The sequence below is a fragment of the Paracoccus sp. SMMA_5_TC genome, assembly GCF_009696685.2.
Classification (GTDB): Bacteria; Pseudomonadota; Alphaproteobacteria; order Rhodobacterales; family Rhodobacteraceae; genus Paracoccus.
In genome coordinates this window covers 1668589-1684633 of sequence record NZ_CP102355.1, presented here as the reverse complement: position 1 = coordinate 1684633, position 16045 = coordinate 1668589, and the positions used below count along the sequence as shown (strand labels likewise).

Here is a 16045-nt window from a genome sequence, read left to right as displayed (position 1 = left end):
CACGGTCCTTCCCGGGTTGCTTGTCATGCGTGTCGCCCGCTCCGTTTTGGCATCCCCCTGCCCGCATGACAAGGACATGTGCCAGGGACAACGATGATGCGCCAATCCCCGCCGCATGTCTTTTCACCCGCCTGTCCGCCGCCTATAAGGCGCCAAGCCGCCCCCGCACGGAGAGACGCGATGCGCCGCGCCACCATCACCCGCCAGACCGCCGAAACCCGGATCGAGCTTAGCCTGGATCTGGACGGCACAGGCCGCTACGACAACCAGACGGGGGTCGGGTTCTTCGATCACATGCTGGATCAGCTGTCGCGCCATTCGCTGATCGACCTGACCGTGCGCGCCCAGGGCGACCTGCACATCGACGATCACCACACGGTCGAGGATACCGGCATCGCCCTTGGCCAGGCGCTGGCGCAGGCCCTGGGCGACAAGCGCGGCATCCGCCGCTATGGCAGCTTTCATCTGGCGATGGACGATTCGCTGGTGCGGGCGGCGCTGGACCTGTCGGCGCGGCCCTACCTGGTCTGGAACGTCGATTTCCCCAGCGCCAAGATCGGCAATTTCGATACCGAACTGGTGCGCGAGTTCTTCCAGGCCCTGTCCACGCATGGCGGCATCACTCTGCATGTCGACCTGCTGCACGGGCTGAACGCCCATCACATCGCCGAAGCCAGCTTCAAGGCGGTGGCCCGCGCCCTGCGCGAGGCGGTCGAGCCGGACCCGCGCATGGCGGGCAGCCTGCCCTCGACCAAGGGGGCGTTGTAATGCGGGTGGCGCTGGTCGATTACGACAGCGGCAACCTGCATTCCGCCGAAAAGGCATTTGCCCTGATGGGACGCGAAGCCGGGGCCGAGGTCGTGGTGACATCTGACCCACAGATGGTCGCTCGTGCCGACCGCATCGTGCTGCCGGGCGACGGCGCCTTTCCGGCCTGCCGCGCGGCGCTGGACGCGGTGCCCGGCATGGTCGAGGCGCTGCGCGAGGCAGTGCTGGACCGCGCCGTGCCCTTCATGGGCATCTGCGTCGGCATGCAGATGCTGGCGACATTGGGGCATGAATACCGCGACACCGCCGGGCTGGACTGGATCGGCGGCGAAATCGACCCGATCCGCGCGCCGGGGCTCAAGGTGCCGCACATGGGCTGGAACGATCTGGTGGTGCTGCGCCCGCATCCGGTGCTGGACGGCATCGCCTCGGGAGATCACGCCTATTTCGTGCACAGCTGGCAGTTTCGGGTCAGCGATCCGGCGCATCAGCTGGCCATTGCCGATTATGGCGGGCCGGTCAGCGCCGTGGTCGGTCGCGACAACATCGTCGGAACCCAGTTCCACCCGGAAAAATCCCAGGCGGTGGGGCTGCGCATCATCGGCAATTTCCTGCGCTGGCAACCCTAAGGCCGCCGCGCCAGCACCCGGCGGTGCCAACGCCCGGGGCGAAGCCCCCGCGTCGCCCGGCCCTCGATGGGGCGGGCGGCGCGCGCCCTGCCGCTATTTCACCCGCGTCCAGCGCTGGGTCTTGCAGAAAACGGCGATACAGCCCGACACGCTCAGCGTCTTGCCGCTCAGCGTCATCTTGGACTTGTAGGTCTTGTCTGCGCCCGGATCCCAGATGGTGCCGCCCGAGAACTGGCCATTGCCGTCGTCCTTCATGCCGGCAACGATGTTCTTGCCGGTGTGCGGCGACTTGATCTCCTTGCCGGTCTTGTCAAAGCTCTTGATCAGCTTGCCGCAATACTTGCCGCCGCAGTCATAGAACTGGACCATGCCGACATTGCCGTCGTCATTGGCTTGGGTCTGAAAGATGCCGCTGATGCCTTCGGCCTGGGCCGCACCGCCGGCCACGATCAGGGCTGCGGCGAATGCCAGTTTGCGCATGATGATTCCCCCTCCCCAAGGGATTGTTTGCCGGCGCAGGATGCGGGTGCGGGCAGCCGCCGATCAAGCCTGACGTCGGGTCCGGGCCTTTCGGTCCGCCGCATCCTGTGGCAAAGGAACGCGACGTTATCAGGAGAGATGCGATGATCCTTTATCCCGCCATCGACCTCAAGGACGGCAATTGCGTGCGGCTGCTGCGCGGCGACATGCAGGCGGCGACCGTCTTTGGCACCGATCCGGCCGCGCAGGCGCGGGCCTTTCAGGATGCCGGGGCGGAATGGCTGCATCTGGTCGACCTGAACGGGGCCTTCGCTGGCCGGCCCGTCAATGCCGATGCGGTCGAGGCGATTCTGGCCGCCATCGACATCCCCGCCCAGCTGGGCGGTGGCATCCGTGACATGGCCACCATCGAATCCTGGCTCAAACGCGGGCTGGCGCGGGTCATCCTGGGCACGGTCGCCGTCGAAAACCCCCAACTGGTGCGCGAGGCCGCGATGGCCTTTCCCGGCAAGATCGCGGTTGGCATCGACGCCCGGCAGGGCCGCGTCGCAACCCGTGGCTGGGCCGAGGAAACCGATGTGCTGGCAACCGATCTTGCGCAGCGGTTCCAGGATGCCGGCGTGGCCGCGATCATCTACACCGACATCGACCGCGACGGGGCGATGCAGGGCCCCAACATTGCCGCGACCGAGGCCTTGGCGCGGGCCGTCAACATCCCCGTCATCGCCTCGGGCGGGGTCAGCAGCCTCGATGACCTGATCGCGTTGCGCGACAGCGGCGTGATTGCGGGTGCCATCTCGGGCCGGGCGCTTTATGATGGGGCGATCGACCTTGGTCAGGCGCTGCGTGCCCTGGCCTGACGGAGGGACAGCATGCTCAAGACGCGGGTGATCCCCTGTCTGGACGTGGCCGACGGCCGCGTGGTCAAGGGGGTGAATTTCGTCGACCTGGTCGATGCCGGCGATCCGGTCGCGGCGGCACGCGCCTATGATGCGGCCGGGGCGGACGAGATCTGCTTTCTCGACATTCACGCCACGCATGAAAATCGCGGCACCATGTTCGATCTGGTAACCCGCACGGCCGAGGCCTGCTTCGTGCCGCTGACCGTGGGCGGCGGCGTGCGCAGCCACCGCGACGTGCGCGACCTGCTGCTGGCCGGGGCCGACAAGGTCAGTTTCAATTCCGCCGCCGTCGCCAACCCCGATGTCATTGCCGAGGCAGCCGACCGCTTTGGCAGCCAGTGCATCGTCTGTGCCATCGACGCCAAGACCGTCGCGCCGGGAAAATGGGAAATCTTTACCCATGGCGGGCGCAAGCCCACCGGCATCGATGCCGTCGAATTTGCCCGCACCGTGGCGGCCAAGGGGGCGGGGGAAATCCTGCTGACCAGCATGGATCGCGACGGCACCCGCGCCGGCTTCAACCTGGCGCTGACGCGGGCCGTTGCCGACGCGGTCGAGGTGCCGGTGATCGCCTCGGGCGGGGTCGGCACGCTGGACCATCTGGTCGAAGGCGTGATCCAGGGTCATGCCAGCGCGGTTCTGGCCGCCTCGATCTTTCACTTCGGCACCTTCACCATCCGCGAGGCCAAGCAGCACATGGCCGCCGCCGGCATCCCGATGAGGTTGACATGACCGGATTGCAGCGCCTGGCCGCCACGATCGAGGAACGCAAGTTCGCCGATCCCGACACCAGCTGGACCGCGCGCCTTCTGGCCCGCGGCCCGGAAAAATGCGCCGAGAAATTCGGCGAGGAAGCGGTCGAGGCGATCATCGAGGCGGTGAGGGGCGACCGTCAGAAGCTGATCGGCGAGGCCGCGGATGCGCTTTATCACCTGCTGGTGATGCTGGCCGCGCGCGGCGTGACCCTGGCCGAGGTGGAACAGGAACTGGACCGCCGCGAAGGGCGTTCGGGCATCGACGAAAAGGCCGCGCGCAAATAGCGCCGGCGGGCGGGTCAGCCCGCCACCGGCACCACCCTGACCGCGCCGCCCTGTGCCGACAGCGCGATTTCCCCCGCCGCCAGCCGCAAGGCATCACGACCGAAAACCTCGGCCCGCCAGCCGCTCAGCGCCGGCACATCGCGCGCCCCCGCGGCGATCGCATCCAGATCCGCGGCCGAGGCGATCAGGCGCGGCGCCACGCCGGCGGCATCGGCCTTGGCCTTCAACAGCACGCGCAGCAATTCTGCCAGCGCTGCATTTCCCGGCCGTCCCGGTTCCTCGGGCTGCGGCTTGGGCGGATCCTTGCTGTCCAGCCCGGCCTTGACCGCCGCCAGGATGCCACTGGCGATTTCGCCGCGCCGGGCATCGCGCAGCAGCAGCCGCGACTTGGCCAGATCGGCCTCGGTCAGGGGTTTGGTCGAGGCCAGTTCGATCAGCGCGTCATCCTTGAACACGCGGGCGCGCGGAATGTCGCGTTCCTGGGCGAATGTCTCGCGGAAACGCGCCAGTTCGCGCACCACCGCCAGAAATCGGGGCGAACCCGACCGCGTGCGCACCCTCTCCCAGGCATCCTCGGGCCGGGTGATATAGGTTTCGGGGTCCAACAGCACCGCGACCTCTTCATCAAGCCAGGGACCGCGACCGGTCTTTTCCAGCTGCGCTGCAAGAAATTCGTAGATCGCGCGCAGATGCGTCACATCGGCCAGCGCATAGGTGGCCTGCGCATCCGACAGCGGCCGGTGCGACCAGTCGGTAAAGCGCGAGGACTTGTCCAGCGGCTGGCGCGCGATCTTCTTGACCAGGGTTTCATAGCCCGCCTGTTCGCCGAAGCCGCAGACCATCGCCGCGATCTGGGTGTCGAACAGCGGGTCGGGAAATACCCCGGCATCGTGAAAGAAGATTTCCAGATCCTGGCGCGCGGCGTGAAACACCTTGACCGTGCCGCGGTGGCGGAACAGGTCATACAGCGGCTCTAGCGACAGCCCCTCGACCAGCGGGTCGATCAGCACCGCAGGCCCGCCGGGAGTCTTGCCATTGCCCGCCGGCGGCAGCGCCGCCTGAATCAGGCACAGCCGCGAATAATAGGTGCGTTCGCGCAGGAACTCGGTGTCCAGCGTCACATAGGGATGGGTCTTGGCCAGCGCGCAGAATTCGGCCAGTTCGGCGGTGGTGGTGATGGTGCGGATCTGGGGCGCAGTCTGATTTGCTGGCATCTGGTTCTTTCGATGTGGCGGATCGTCCGCCGGCGATTCCCCGCAATTATCCAAGCCGCGCCGAAGTTCAAGGCGATACCCCGCGTTTTCCGCGCATCATCGCCGGGATGTGCCCGCATTGCCGCGGCATCGCCGTCGACACAGCCCGCGCCCTCGCCGTTACAGCGGCGCGATATCGCCCTGTGCGCGGGTGGCGTGGAAGTCGGCGACAAAGGCCTCTAGCCGCTGTTCGGAGATGGCTGCGCGCAGGCCCGACATCAGCTCCTGGAAATAATGCAGGTTGTGCCAGGTCAGCAGCATCCCGGAAATCATTTCCCCGGCGCGAAAGACATGATGCAGATAGGCGCGGGAATAGCCGGTGCAGGCGGGGCAGCCGCAGGCCTCGTCCAGGGGGCGGGGATCGTCGGCGTGGCGCGCGTTCTTGATATTGACCTGACCGCGCCGGGTCCAGGCCTGCCCCGTCCGTCCCGAGCGCGAGGGCAGAACGCAATCCATCATGTCGACGCCGCGCTGCACCGCGCCCACGATGTCGTCGGGCTTGCCCACGCCCATCAGATAGCGCGGCTTGTCGGCGGGCAGCAGACCGGGGGCATAGTCCAGCACGCCAAACATCGCCTCTTGCCCCTCGCCCACTGCCAGGCCGCCGATGGCATAGCCGTCAAAGCCGATGGCTTGCAGCGCCTGGGCCGATTCCTCGCGCAATTCGCGCGTGACGCCGCCCTGCATGATGCCAAACAGCGCATGTCCCGGCCGGTCGCCGAAGGCGTCGCGCGACCGCTGCGCCCAGCGCATGGACATGCGCATGGATTGCGCCACCCGTGCATCATCGGCCGGCAGCGCCGGACATTCGTCAAAGGCCATCACGATGTCCGAGCCCAGATCGCGCTGGATCTGCATGCTGGTTTCGGGTGACAGAAAATGCTTGCTGCCATCGATGTGACTGGAAAAGGTCACGCCCTCTTCGGTCAGCTTGCGCAGGCTGGACAGCGACATCACCTGAAAGCCGCCCGAGTCGGTCAGGATGGGGCGCGGCCAGTTCATGAATTTGTGCAACCCGCCAAGCCGGGCGATTCGCTGCGCGCCGGGGCGCAGCATCAGATGATAGGTATTGCCCAGCAGGATGTCGGCGCCTGTGGCGCGCACCGATTCGGGCAACATGGCCTTGACCGTGGCGGCGGTGCCGACCGGCATGAAGGCGGGGGTGCGGATCTCGCCGCGCGGGGTGTGGATCACGCCGCAGCGGGCGCGGCCGTCGGTGGCCTGCAGGGTAAACTGGAATCTGTCGCTCATGACCCGGGCACATAGGCGCTTTGCGCGCCGGATGCAAAGCCGCTCATGCGCCGGCAGCGCGCAACAGTTTCGCGCGGTTCGCGGGAATGGCCGCAATCTCCAGCCCCGTGAACACATGCAGCGTGTCCAGGCGGGTATCGACAACGGCATGATCGCTGACCCGCGCGCCCATCGCCAGATAGGATCGCAGCAAGGGCGGCAGCTGTTGCAGGGCAAGGCGCGGATCGCCGCCTTGGCCATCGTCGCCCGAGGCCAGCGGACAGATACGTTCCGCCCGCCGCCCCGGCGCCCAGGCGGGCGGCGCAAGATAACGCTGGTTCAGCAGGGCAAAGGCCGCCCGAAAGCGGTCAGGCTGCGTGCCGGCAAAACTGGAACACCCAAAGATGAAGCCGATGCCCTGCGCATCTACCAGCCGCGCCAATGCCCCCCAGGCCAGGCGCAGCACATCCGGGTCGTGGCAATCGGGGTGGATGCAGAAGCGGCCAAGCTCCAGCATCGGCACCTGCATGCGCGACAGGGCCGAAAGATCGTAACAACCGGCCGCATAGCTGTCGCCGACCTGCGCCCCGCCGGCCAGCAGCAGCAACCGAAAGCTGCCGACCAGACGCCCAGAAGGCAGATCATGGATCATCATGTGCTGGCAGCGCGAATCGTGATCGTCCGCCTCGATGCCCTCGCGCTCGGCCGCCGCGCTTCGGCAGGCGACAAAAGCCTGCCATCGCAACGCCTGCGTCTTGCGCAGATCGCTGTCGTCCAGGGCCGGGCGCAATTCGTATCGCCCCTTGCGCAAGCTGTCCATGAGGGGTCCGGCCTGTGATCAGATATGTCTTGTTCCTGCGCCTTGCGCTTCTATCTTGTATCAGCAGCAGCACAGGATTGAAGGGGCCGCATGACAGATCGCGTGATCAAATCCGATGCCGAATGGCGCGCCGAACTGGACCCCGAAACCTATCGGGTGACGCGCCAGGCCGGCACCGAGCGTCCGTTTTCCCATCCCGGATTTCCCGCCGGGCCGGGGCATTACGAATGCGTCTGCTGCGGGGCACGCCTGTTCGATGGGGATGCCAAGTTCGAAAGCCATTGCGGCTGGCCCAGCTTTTCGCGCCCCGGTGGCGCCATCGACGAACATCGCGACACCAGCCACGGGATGATCCGCACCGAGGTCCGCTGCCACCGTTGCGATGCGCATCTGGGCCATGTGTTCCCCGACGGACCGCCGCCCACGGGGCTGCGCTACTGCATCAACGGGGTGGCGCTGCGCTTTGTCCCCGACCCGGCCTGAGCGGCCGTCCAACCCGGCGGACGAGCCAGCTCTGCGGCGCGCGATCAGTCATCCAGCAGCTGACCTGCCGAGACCCGGCCGATATTGCCCAGAAGCTGGCGAATCAGTCCAAGACTGGTGACGCCGGTATCGGTGACGCGCCGCGACAGCACCACCACGCGACCGCGTTCCTGGCCGAACCGTTCGACGTTGGTCACGGTGCCATTTTCGTTGAAGCTGATCGCCACCACCTGACGCTGAACCTCGCGCGGTTCCCGCGGCCCATAGAATTGCCAGCGCGAGCCGACGTAATACCAGCCCGATCCGGTCAGCAGGCCTTGCGCCGACGGCCGCCCGATCAGGCTTTCGACCTCGGGCTGGGTGGTCCGGCCGACCACGACCTGAGCCAGATCCTCTTCCGGCGGGACATAGCCGTGGTTGCGATAGGTCGCCTGGCAGGCCGACAGCGCCAGGGACGCGATCAGTGCAACACCCATCATCCGCCGCCGGGAAAACTTCATCTCGATCCTGCCCCTTTACGCGCCTGTTGACGCCGCGCGACCGGCTTAGCAAACTCGTGCCCCGCGCTCAAGAATATCCCTGCCACGCGCGCAGCACGACGAAAGGCCCGCCATGACCGACCGCAAGACCCCGCAGACCCGGCTTCGGGTGGCGCATCTCAACCCGCGTCAGCCGACGGGCTTCGCACTGACCCCGGATGCGGCGGCGCGTCAGGCGCTGGCCGACGATCTGGGCCTGAGGGGACTGTCGCGCCTGCGCTTTCAAGGCGAGATTCGCGCCGTCGAAGGCGATGCCTGGGAGGTGTCGGGTCAGCTGAGCGCACGTGTGGTTCAGCCTTGCGTGGTAACACTTGCCCCCGTCACCACCGATCTCGAGCAGGACGTGCATCGGGTCTTTTCGCCGCATGTGTCGATCCCCGATGCGGACGAGGTGGAAATGCCCGACGACGATCTTGAGCCCCTGGGTCAGTTCATCGACCTGGCCGCGATTCTGGCCGAGGAACTGACACTGGCGCTGCCGCTTTATCCGCGCGCGCCCGATGCGGCGCTGGATGCGCCCGAGTCTGCCCCGACCGAGGAAGCGGCCGGGCAGACCCGCAGGCCCTTTGCCGGGCTGGCGGACCTGCTGAAAGGGCCCAAGCCCGGCTAGGGGTTGGCCTCAGGCGCTGCGCTGGCGTTCGCGCCAGTCCGGTGACATCTCGGGGCCCAGGTTCAGCGGCGCCAGCATCCCCTGACCCAGAATGTGATCTGCCGCCTTTTCCCCCGTCATGATCGAGGGCGCGTTCAGGTTGCCATTCGTAACGCGGGGAAACACCGAACTGTCGACGACACGCAGGCCCTCGACCCCGATCACCCGCAATTCGGGATCGACGACCGCCATCGGATCGTCGGCGCGGCCCATCCGGGCGGTGCCGCAGGGGTGATAGGCGGATTCGGCATGATCGCGGATGAAGGCATCGATCTGCTCGTCGGTCTGCACATGCTCGCCGGGCTGTATTTCATGGCCCTTGTATTCGGCAAAGGCCGGCTGGGCAAAGATTTCGCGGGTCAGGCGGACACAGGCGCGAAACTCTGCCCAATCGTCGGGATGCGACATGTAGTTGAAACGGATTTCGGGGGGCTGTTTGGGATCGGCCGATTTCAGCCGCACGGTGCCGCGCGACTTGGACCGCATCGGGCCGACATGCACCTGGAAACCGTGCCCCTCGGCCGCGGCCTTGCCGTCGTAACGCACGGCCAGCGGCAGGAAATGATACTGGATGTCGGGATATTCGACCCCGGCGGCCGAACGGATGAAACCGCAGCTTTCAAACTGGTTCGAGGCCCCCAGCCCGGTCCCTGTCGCCAGCCACTGCGCCCCGATCGAACCCTTGCCCCAAAGGTTCCAATGCTTGTAAAGCGTGATCGGCTTGGTCGCGGTATATTGCATGTAGATTTCAAGGTGGTCCTGCAGGTTAGCGCCCACCCCCGGCCGGTCGGCCAGCACCTCGATGCCATGTTCGCGCAGATGGTCGGCCGGGCCGATCCCCGACAGCATCAGCAGCTTGGGGGTATTGATGGAGCTGGCCGACAGGATCACCTCGGTCCGGGCACGGAACACGTTGACGCCGCGGGTGTTGCGCACCTCGACCCCGACGGCGCGGCCATCCTCGAACACGACGCGCTGCGCCAACCCGCGACGCAGCCGAAGCAGCCCGGTTTCCTGGGCCGGCCGCAGATAGGCATTGGCCGCCGACCAGCGCCGGCCTTCCCAGATCGTCGCCTCCATGGCGCCGAACCCTTCCTGCCGGGCGCCGTTGTAATCCTCGGTAAGCGGATAGCCGGCCTGGCGTCCCGCCATGATGAAGGCATTGAACAGCGGGTTCTTGCGCGAACCGCGGGTGACATGCAGTGGCCCTTCGGTGCCGCGATAATCGCTGATCGCGCCGTGCGAGGTTTCCATGCGCTTGAAATAGGGCAGCACATCCGCATAGGCCCAGCCGGTTGCGCCGGTTTCGGCCCAGTGGTCGAAATCCTTGGCATGGCCGCGCACATAGACCATGCCGTTGATGGAACTGGACCCGCCGATCACCTTGCCGCGCGGCGTCACCAGGCGGCGGTTGCCCAGATGCGGTTCGGGTTCCGAGGAAAACCCCCAGTCATAGCGGCGCATGTTCATCGGATAGCTCAGCGCCGCCGGCATCTGGATGAATGGCCCCACATCCGACCCGCCATATTCGATCAGATCGACGCGCTTGCCCGCCATCACCAGCCGATAGGCCAGCGCACAGCCGGCCGAGCCTGCCCCGACGATCACATAATCAGGCGTCATCCCTGCTCTCCTTGTGCCCACAAGGGGCGATGATGTTTCGATCCATCCGGCCCTGCATTCACTCAATAGGGCGCATCGACACCCCCGGTGCCGACATAGACGGATTTCAGTTGCGAATAATGTTCGATGGCCGCGGCCGAATTCTCGCGCCCGATCCCCGACAGCTTGACGCCGCCAAAGGGTGCCTCGACCGGGGTCAGGTTATAGGCATTTATCCAGGTCGTGCCGGCCTGCAGCGCTGCGGCCATGCGATGTCCGCGCGCCAGATCGCGCGTGAACACCCCGGCCGCCAGCCCATAGGGGGTGTCGTTGGCGCGGGCCAGCACCTCGGTTTCGGTATCGAAGCCCAGCACCGTCATCACCGGGCCAAAGATTTCCTCGCGCGCGATGAACATGTCGTCGCGCGCCTCGGCAAAGACCGTGGGGGGAATGAACGGTCCCTCACCCGGCCCGCCGCAGACCAGCCGCGCGCCCTCATCCAGGCCGCGGGCGATGGCCTGGCGAACCTTTTCGGCCTGGGTGGGGCTGATGATCGGGCCATGCTGGGTCGTCTCGTCCAGCGGGTCGCCCATCCGCACCGATGACAGCCGCGCCGCCAGGCGTTCAAGAAACGGCTGCATCACCGGCTCTTGCACGAAAACCCGGGTGCCGTTGGAACAGATCTGCCCCGAGGAATAGAAATTCGCCAGGATCGCGGCGCCCACCGCGTCGTCAAGATTGGCGTCCTCGAACACGATCAACGGCGACTTGCCGCCCAGTTCCATGGTGACATGGCGCATCCCTTGTGCGGCGGCGGCATAGACGCGCTGGCCGGTGGCGACGGATCCGGTCAGCGAAACCTTGGCCACGCGCGGATCGGCGACCAGCGCCGCGCCCACCGCACCGCGTCCCTGAACGACGTTGAAGATGCCGGGGGGCAGACCGGCCTCGGTCAGGATCTCGGCCAGTTTCAGCGCGCCCAGGGGGGTTTCCTCGCTGGGCTTGAACACCATGGCATTGCCCATGGCCAGCGCCGGCGCCGCCTTCCAGCAGGCGATCTGGCTGGGATAGTTCCAGGCGCCGATGCCGGCGCAGACCCCCAGCGCCTCGCGCAGCGTATAGACGAAATCCCCGCCCAGGGGGATCGTCTGGCCGGTGACGGTCGGAGCCAGCCCGCCGAAATATTCCAGCGCATCCGCCCCCGAGGGCCAGTCCGCGACCCGGGTTTCCTGAATGGGCTTGCCGGTATCGAGCGTTTCCAGGCGGGCGAGTTCCTCGGCCCGGTCGCGGATGATCTGGGCGGCGCGGATCAGCACCCGGCCGCGTTCCACCGGACGCAAGGCCGCCCAGGCCGGCTGGGCCGCCGCCGCGGCCGCGGTTGCCTGCGCCACCTGTTCGGGACTGGCTTCGTGCAGGCGGGCGATCACCTCGCCGCTGAAGGGGTAGTGCACTGGCAACTCGGGCCCCTGCCCCTCGACATGGGTGCCGGCGATGTAAAGGCTGGCGGCGGGTTGGGCGGAATGGCTCATGTCAGCACCTTGTCCAGATAATCCAGGGTCATGCGTTCGGCCTCGGCGGCGGTGGTGGCACTGCCCAGCGCCGCGCGCAGGTATAGCCCGTCGATCAGCGCCGCCAACGTCTCGGCCACGGTTGCCGCGCGATCGGCCACCAGCGGGCGCAACCCCACCAGCAGGTTCGATCGCAACCGCCGGTGATAGACACGCAAGAGCCGCGCCGCCTCGGGCTCGACCAGGGCCAGCGCATAGAAGTTCAGCCAGGCGGCAATGGTGTCTCGGTCGAAATTGCGCACGTCGAAGCTGGCATGAACCACGGCAGCCAGCCGCGACTGCGGCCCGTTGGCACCCGCCAGGGCCTGACGCGTCGCCTCGCCATACTGCGACAGGATATGCCGCATCGCGGCAAGAAAGATTCGCTCCTTTGAGCCGAAATAGTGATGGGCCAGGGCTGGCGACATCCCCGCCTGGCGGGCGATCTGCGCAACGGTGACGTCCAACGAGCCTGCCCGCCCCACCGCCGCGATGGCGGCGTTGATTAATGCGGCTTTTCGGATAGGCTCAGCACCCAGCTTGGGCATGACAGGACACCGTTTGCCTTCATTTCGTGAAACTTGCGGATCTGAGACCGGGCTAACCGATCTTTGATTGACTCGTCAATCAATATACGTGTTAATTGACTCGCCAGTCAACAAACAGGGGGAAATACCATATGACGTTTTGCCGCACCGCCGCATTGTGTGCCGCAGGACTGGCCGTAACGCTGGGGCTTGCCGACAGCGCGCTTGCGCAGGAGCCGCCCGAGTGCCGCAAGGTCGTCTTTTCGGATGTGGGATGGACAGATATCAGCGCCACCACGGCCCTGGCCTCGACCGTCCTGCAGGCGCTGGGCTATCAGCCCGAAACCAAGATCCTGTCCTTGCCGGTGACTTATACCGCCATGGCCAAGCAGGATGTGGACGTGTTCCTGGGCAATTGGATGCCCAGCCAGGAAAACGACATCAAACCATATCGCGACGCCGGAACCGTCGAGGTGCTGCGCACGAACCTGACCGGCGCCAAATATACCCTGGCCACCAACAAGGCCGGCGCCGATCTGGGAATCACCGATTTTTCCAAGATCGCCGCGCACAAGGCCGAGCTGGACGGCAAGATCTACGGGATCGAGCCCGGCAATGACGGCAACCGACTGTTGCTGGAGATGGTTGCCGAAAACAAGTTCGACCTGGGCACGTTCGAGGTGGTCGAAAGCAGCGAACAGGGCATGCTGGCCCAGGTCGCACGCGCCGACAGTGCCAAAAAGCCGGTGGTGTTCCTGGGTTGGGAACCGCATCCGATGAACACCCAGTTCCAGATGACCTATCTGTCGGGCGGCGACGATGTGTTCGGCCCCGATTTCGGCGGGGCGCGCGTCGATACCAACATCCGCGCCGGCTATGCCACCGCCTGCCCCAATGTCGGCAAGTTCCTGCAGAACCTGGAATTCACCCTGCCCATGGAAAACGAGGTGATGGGGCTGATCCTGAACGACGGCGCCCAGCCGGGCGATGCCGCGCTGACATGGCTGAAAAAGAACCCCGATGCCGCCAAGCCCTGGCTGGCGGGTGTGACCACCTTTGACGGTGGCGACGCCCAGGCCGCGCTGGACAAGGCGCTGGCCGAATGATCAGGCGACAAGGTTCGGCACTGCCCGCAACCCTGTCACCCGCGCCAGGGGCGGCCTTGTTCGCCCCTGCCCTTCGGTCGCACCGCCGCGCCCGTCTGCGATGCCCCGCATCGGACCGCCCTGGCCCCGGCCTGCGCCCGGCGCCCTGAAGCGATCCCACTTCCCGACTTCGCCACTCAGACACATCCGGGTCGGCCCGGCCCGCCAGAACGGTAGCAAAGGACGTATGGACCAACTTACCGCGCTATTGACCGAGACCAAGATCCCGGTCGGCAAGACCGCCAAGGCCGCTTTCGACTGGCTGAACGCCCATGCAGCGGTGATTTTCGCATTCATTTCCAAGGTGCTGGATTCACTTATCAATGCCATCCTGCACCTGCTGGAACTTCCGCATCCGCTGATCTTCACGCTGCTGGCCGTGGTGCTGGCGTGGTTCTTGCAGCGCAGCTGGAAAACCTGCCTTCTGGTCGGTCTGGGCTTCCTGTTCATCCTCAATCAGGGCTACTGGAAGGAAACCATGCAGACGCTGACCCTGGTCTTGTCGGCCTGCGTGGTATGCATGGCGATCGGGGTGCCGCTGGGCATCGCCGCCGCGCATCGGCCCAGGCTTTACGCCTGGATGCGCCCGGTGCTGGACCTGATGCAGACGTTGCCCACCTTTGTCTATCTGATCCCCGCGATCGTGTTCTTTGGCATCGGCACCGTGCCTGGGCTGATCGCCACGGTGATCTTCGTGCTGCCGGCGCCGATCCGGCTGACGCATCTGGGCATCAGTTCGACCCCGCAGGCGCTGGTCGAGGCCGCCACCGCCTTCGGCGCCACGCCACGGCAACTGCTGTGGAAGGTGGAACTGCCCAGCGCCACCTCGCAGATCATGGCCGGCCTCAATCAGACCATCATGTTGTCGCTGTCGATGGTGGTCATCGCGGCGCTGGTCGGGGCCTCGGGCCTCGGGGTGCCGGTGGTGCGGGCGTTGAACAGCGTCAACACCGCCCTGGGCTTTGAAAGCGGCTTCATCATCGTCGTCGTCGCCATCATGCTGGACCGGATGCTGCGTGTGGGAAAACATCATGACTGATCGCAACGCCGTCGAATTCGACAATGTGAACATCGTCTTTGGCGACAACCCGCAGGCCGCGTTGCCGCTGATGGATCAGGGGCTGGCGCGCGGTCCGATCAAGGCCGAGACCGGTCAGGTGCTGGGCGTCCACAATTGTTCGCTGAACGTGCGCGAGGGCGAGATCCTGGTGCTGATGGGGCTCAGCGGTTCGGGCAAGTCCACGCTGCTGCGGGCGGTGAACGGGCTCAATGCCGTCTGCCGGGGCGAGGTGCGCATCTGGGACGGCGACCGCATGGCCTCGGTCAGCAAGGCCGGCAGCGCCGAGCTGCGCAGGCTGCGGCGCGAACGTGTGGCCATGGTGTTTCAGCAATTCGGCCTGCTGCCCTGGCGCACGGTGCGCGAAAACGTCGGCCTGGGGCTGGAACTGGCCGGCGTCCCCGCGGCGGAGCGCGCCCAACGGGTGGACGCGCAGCTGGCGACCGTGAACCTCACCGAATGGGCCGACCGCCGGGTGGGCGATCTGTCCGGCGGCATGCAGCAGCGCGTGGGCCTGGCACGGGCCTTTGCCACAGAAGCCCCCATCCTGCTGATGGACGAGCCGTTTTCGGCGCTGGACCCGCTGATCCGCAACCGGTTGCAGGACGAATTGCTGGAACTGCAGGAACGGTTCCGCCGCACCATCGTCTTTGTCAGCCACGATCTCGACGAAGCCTTTCGCATCGGCAACCGAATCGCGCTGATGGAGGGCGGGCGCATCGTCCAGGTCGGGACCGCACGCGAAATCATCGCCAACCCCGTCGATGCCTATGTCGAGGACTTCGTCGCACACATGAATCCGCTGGCGGTGCTGACCGCCGAGGACATGGCCGAGGCCGAGCCCGCCGCCGGCACCCCCATCGACCGCGAGACTGCCGTGCGCGACGTGATCCGCATGATGACCGAAACCGGTGTCGATGCCCTGCCGCTGCAAGGCGGCGGGCGCGTCACCCGCCAGGGCATCCTGTGCCGGCTGGTGGCCGAACGCCAGCGCGGCGGCGCGGTCGAAAACCACGCCTGACCCCCTGTTGCCGCAACGCCATCACCCGCCCGGTTCCTGTGCCGGGCGGGTTGCGGCGAATCTGCGCCTGTGCCTATCAAGCCCCTGTTCCGCAACCTCAAGAGAAGGGGCCCTGGCATGAGCAAGCACACCGCCGCTGTGGCAGCAGCCCTGTTCGGCATCTTCGCCTCGCGAAGCAGCCGAAACGGCGCCCTGCGCGCCTGACGGAACCCGATCGAGCGGTGGCCTGCCAGGCCGGCCCGCCGATCACCCCCTGACCCGACGTCCAACCGGCCCGCGCCTCGACGCGCGCCTATGGCCGTCATTTTCAACCATCTGAAAAGGGGCCGACCGGCGATCGCCGGCGGCGTGAT

18 protein-coding genes are annotated in these 16045 nt (G+C 66.4%); 10 read left to right on the top strand and 8 right to left on the bottom strand.

What is annotated here, in order from left to right:
• Positions 1-180: 180 nt before the first annotated feature.
• Entirely contained in the window at positions 181-768 is a 588-nt protein-coding gene (gene hisB / locus GB880_RS08710; protein ID WP_154493783.1) for an imidazoleglycerol-phosphate dehydratase HisB, read from the top strand.
• Complete coding sequence (hisH, locus tag GB880_RS08705) at positions 768-1397, top strand: imidazole glycerol phosphate synthase subunit HisH (RefSeq protein ID WP_154493782.1); 630 nt, start codon at positions 768-770, stop codon at positions 1395-1397. The genes hisB and hisH overlap by 1 nt, the downstream gene beginning before the upstream one ends.
• 93 nt (positions 1398-1490) lie before the next feature.
• On the opposite strand, the gene GB880_RS08700 is transcribed toward hisH, so the two are convergent.
• Positions 1491-1877, bottom strand: coding sequence for a DUF2147 domain-containing protein (locus GB880_RS08700; RefSeq protein WP_154493781.1), 387 nt, complete (start codon positions 1875-1877; stop codon positions 1491-1493).
• A 143-nt stretch (positions 1878-2020) separates the two neighbouring features.
• Here GB880_RS08700 and hisA point away from each other — a divergent pair, with 143 nt between their 5' ends.
• Genes hisA through GB880_RS08685 form a run of 3 tightly spaced genes read left to right on the top strand, consistent with a single transcriptional unit; the run spans position 2021 to position 3819 of the window.
• A complete protein-coding gene (gene hisA / locus GB880_RS08695; protein ID WP_154493780.1) occupies positions 2021-2737 on the top strand; it encodes a 1-(5-phosphoribosyl)-5-[(5-phosphoribosylamino)methylideneamino]imidazole-4-carboxamide isomerase in 717 nt (238 codons plus the stop codon).
• 12 nt (positions 2738-2749) lie between these two features.
• Positions 2750-3511, top strand: a complete 762-nt coding sequence (hisF, locus tag GB880_RS08690) for an imidazole glycerol phosphate synthase subunit HisF (RefSeq protein WP_154493779.1) — start codon at positions 2750-2752, stop codon at positions 3509-3511.
• On the top strand, positions 3508-3819 hold the full coding sequence (locus tag GB880_RS08685; protein ID WP_154493778.1) for a phosphoribosyl-ATP diphosphatase: 312 nt from the start codon (positions 3508-3510) through the stop codon (positions 3817-3819). Before hisF ends, GB880_RS08685 begins: the two co-directional genes overlap by 4 nt.
• A 14-nt stretch (positions 3820-3833) precedes the next feature.
• On the opposite strand, the gene rnd is transcribed toward GB880_RS08685, so the two are convergent.
• The 3 genes from rnd to GB880_RS08670 all read right to left on the bottom strand — a co-directional run bounded on the left by rnd (position 3834) and on the right by GB880_RS08670 (position 7122).
• Positions 3834-5006 (bottom strand): ribonuclease D, encoded by a 1173-nt coding sequence (gene rnd / locus GB880_RS08680; protein WP_263467377.1) that lies wholly within the window; start codon positions 5004-5006, stop codon positions 3834-3836.
• A gap of 186 nt (positions 5007-5192) precedes the next feature.
• Positions 5193-6323: a tRNA guanosine(34) transglycosylase Tgt gene (tgt, locus tag GB880_RS08675; protein WP_154493776.1), complete on the bottom strand. Its 1131-nt coding sequence runs from the start codon at positions 6321-6323 to the stop codon at positions 5193-5195.
• A gap of 43 nt (positions 6324-6366) precedes the next feature.
• Positions 6367-7122 (bottom strand): GNAT family N-acetyltransferase, encoded by a 756-nt coding sequence (locus tag GB880_RS08670; protein ID WP_154493775.1) that lies wholly within the window; start codon positions 7120-7122, stop codon positions 6367-6369.
• 90 nt (positions 7123-7212) lie between these two features.
• On the opposite strand from GB880_RS08670, the gene msrB reads away from it, so the two are divergent.
• Positions 7213-7605 (top strand): peptide-methionine (R)-S-oxide reductase MsrB, encoded by a 393-nt coding sequence (gene msrB / locus GB880_RS08665; protein ID WP_154493774.1) that lies wholly within the window; start codon positions 7213-7215, stop codon positions 7603-7605.
• Between the two features lie 44 nt (positions 7606-7649).
• On the opposite strand, the gene GB880_RS08660 is transcribed toward msrB, so the two are convergent.
• The gene (locus tag GB880_RS08660) at positions 7650-8105 is read right to left on the bottom strand and encodes an outer membrane protein assembly factor BamE (protein WP_154493773.1); all 456 of its coding nucleotides are present in this window, start codon (positions 8103-8105) and stop codon (positions 7650-7652) included.
• Positions 8106-8217: 112 nt separating this feature from the next.
• On the opposite strand from GB880_RS08660, the gene GB880_RS08655 reads away from it, so the two are divergent.
• The gene (locus GB880_RS08655) at positions 8218-8754 is read left to right on the top strand and encodes a YceD family protein (protein WP_154493772.1); all 537 of its coding nucleotides are present in this window, start codon (positions 8218-8220) and stop codon (positions 8752-8754) included.
• A 9-nt stretch (positions 8755-8763) separates the two neighbouring features.
• Here the strand turns inward: GB880_RS08655 and betA are convergent, their stop codons facing one another.
• The 3 genes from betA to betI all read right to left on the bottom strand — a co-directional run bounded on the left by betA (position 8764) and on the right by betI (position 12490).
• Positions 8764-10416, bottom strand: coding sequence for a choline dehydrogenase (betA, locus tag GB880_RS08650; protein ID WP_154493771.1), 1653 nt, complete (start codon positions 10414-10416; stop codon positions 8764-8766).
• Positions 10417-10478: 62 nt separating this feature from the next.
• Positions 10479-11924: a betaine-aldehyde dehydrogenase gene (gene betB / locus GB880_RS08645; RefSeq protein ID WP_154493770.1), complete on the bottom strand. Its 1446-nt coding sequence runs from the start codon at positions 11922-11924 to the stop codon at positions 10479-10481.
• Complete coding sequence (betI, locus tag GB880_RS08640) at positions 11921-12490, bottom strand: choline-binding transcriptional repressor BetI (protein WP_154493769.1); 570 nt, start codon at positions 12488-12490, stop codon at positions 11921-11923. Before betI ends, betB begins: the two co-directional genes overlap by 4 nt.
• A gap of 131 nt (positions 12491-12621) precedes the next feature.
• Here betI and GB880_RS08635 point away from each other — a divergent pair, with 131 nt between their 5' ends.
• The 3 genes from GB880_RS08635 to choV all read left to right on the top strand — a co-directional run bounded on the left by GB880_RS08635 (position 12622) and on the right by choV (position 15692).
• Complete coding sequence (locus tag GB880_RS08635) at positions 12622-13575, top strand: choline ABC transporter substrate-binding protein (RefSeq protein ID WP_154550488.1); 954 nt, start codon at positions 12622-12624, stop codon at positions 13573-13575.
• 226 nt (positions 13576-13801) lie between these two features.
• A complete protein-coding gene (gene choW, locus GB880_RS08630; RefSeq protein ID WP_154493768.1) occupies positions 13802-14653 on the top strand; it encodes a choline ABC transporter permease subunit in 852 nt (283 codons plus the stop codon).
• Positions 14646-15692, top strand: a complete 1047-nt coding sequence (gene choV, locus GB880_RS08625; protein WP_154493767.1) for a choline ABC transporter ATP-binding protein — start codon at positions 14646-14648, stop codon at positions 15690-15692. Before choW ends, choV begins: the two co-directional genes overlap by 8 nt.
• Positions 15693-16045: the final 353 nt, after the last annotated feature.

Excerpts from the sequence above, each read along its gene's own strand:
- hisB (WP_154493783.1), top strand. The coding sequence starts at position 181 with ATGCGCCGCGCCACCATCACCCGCCAGACCGCCGAAACCCGGATCGAG.
- hisH (WP_154493782.1), top strand. The coding sequence starts at position 768 with ATGCGGGTGGCGCTGGTCGATTACGACAGCGGCAACCTGCATTCCGCC.
- GB880_RS08700 (WP_154493781.1), bottom strand. The coding sequence starts at position 1,877 with ATGCGCAAACTGGCATTCGCCGCAGCCCTGATCGTGGCCGGCGGTGCG.
- hisA (WP_154493780.1), top strand. The coding sequence starts at position 2,021 with ATGATCCTTTATCCCGCCATCGACCTCAAGGACGGCAATTGCGTGCGG.
- hisF (WP_154493779.1), top strand. The coding sequence starts at position 2,750 with ATGCTCAAGACGCGGGTGATCCCCTGTCTGGACGTGGCCGACGGCCGC.
- GB880_RS08685 (WP_154493778.1), top strand. The coding sequence starts at position 3,508 with ATGACCGGATTGCAGCGCCTGGCCGCCACGATCGAGGAACGCAAGTTC.
- tgt (WP_154493776.1), bottom strand. The coding sequence starts at position 6,323 with ATGAGCGACAGATTCCAGTTTACCCTGCAGGCCACCGACGGCCGCGCC.
- GB880_RS08670 (WP_154493775.1), bottom strand. The coding sequence starts at position 7,122 with ATGGACAGCTTGCGCAAGGGGCGATACGAATTGCGCCCGGCCCTGGAC.
- msrB (WP_154493774.1), top strand. The coding sequence starts at position 7,213 with ATGACAGATCGCGTGATCAAATCCGATGCCGAATGGCGCGCCGAACTG.
- GB880_RS08660 (WP_154493773.1), bottom strand. The coding sequence starts at position 8,105 with ATGAAGTTTTCCCGGCGGCGGATGATGGGTGTTGCACTGATCGCGTCC.
- GB880_RS08655 (WP_154493772.1), top strand. The coding sequence starts at position 8,218 with ATGACCGACCGCAAGACCCCGCAGACCCGGCTTCGGGTGGCGCATCTC.
- betA (WP_154493771.1), bottom strand. The coding sequence starts at position 10,416 with ATGACGCCTGATTATGTGATCGTCGGGGCAGGCTCGGCCGGCTGTGCG.
- betB (WP_154493770.1), bottom strand. The coding sequence starts at position 11,924 with ATGAGCCATTCCGCCCAACCCGCCGCCAGCCTTTACATCGCCGGCACC.
- betI (WP_154493769.1), bottom strand. The coding sequence starts at position 12,490 with ATGCCCAAGCTGGGTGCTGAGCCTATCCGAAAAGCCGCATTAATCAAC.
- GB880_RS08635 (WP_154550488.1), top strand. The coding sequence starts at position 12,622 with ATGACGTTTTGCCGCACCGCCGCATTGTGTGCCGCAGGACTGGCCGTA.
- choW (WP_154493768.1), top strand. The coding sequence starts at position 13,802 with ATGGACCAACTTACCGCGCTATTGACCGAGACCAAGATCCCGGTCGGC.
- choV (WP_154493767.1), top strand. The coding sequence starts at position 14,646 with ATGACTGATCGCAACGCCGTCGAATTCGACAATGTGAACATCGTCTTT.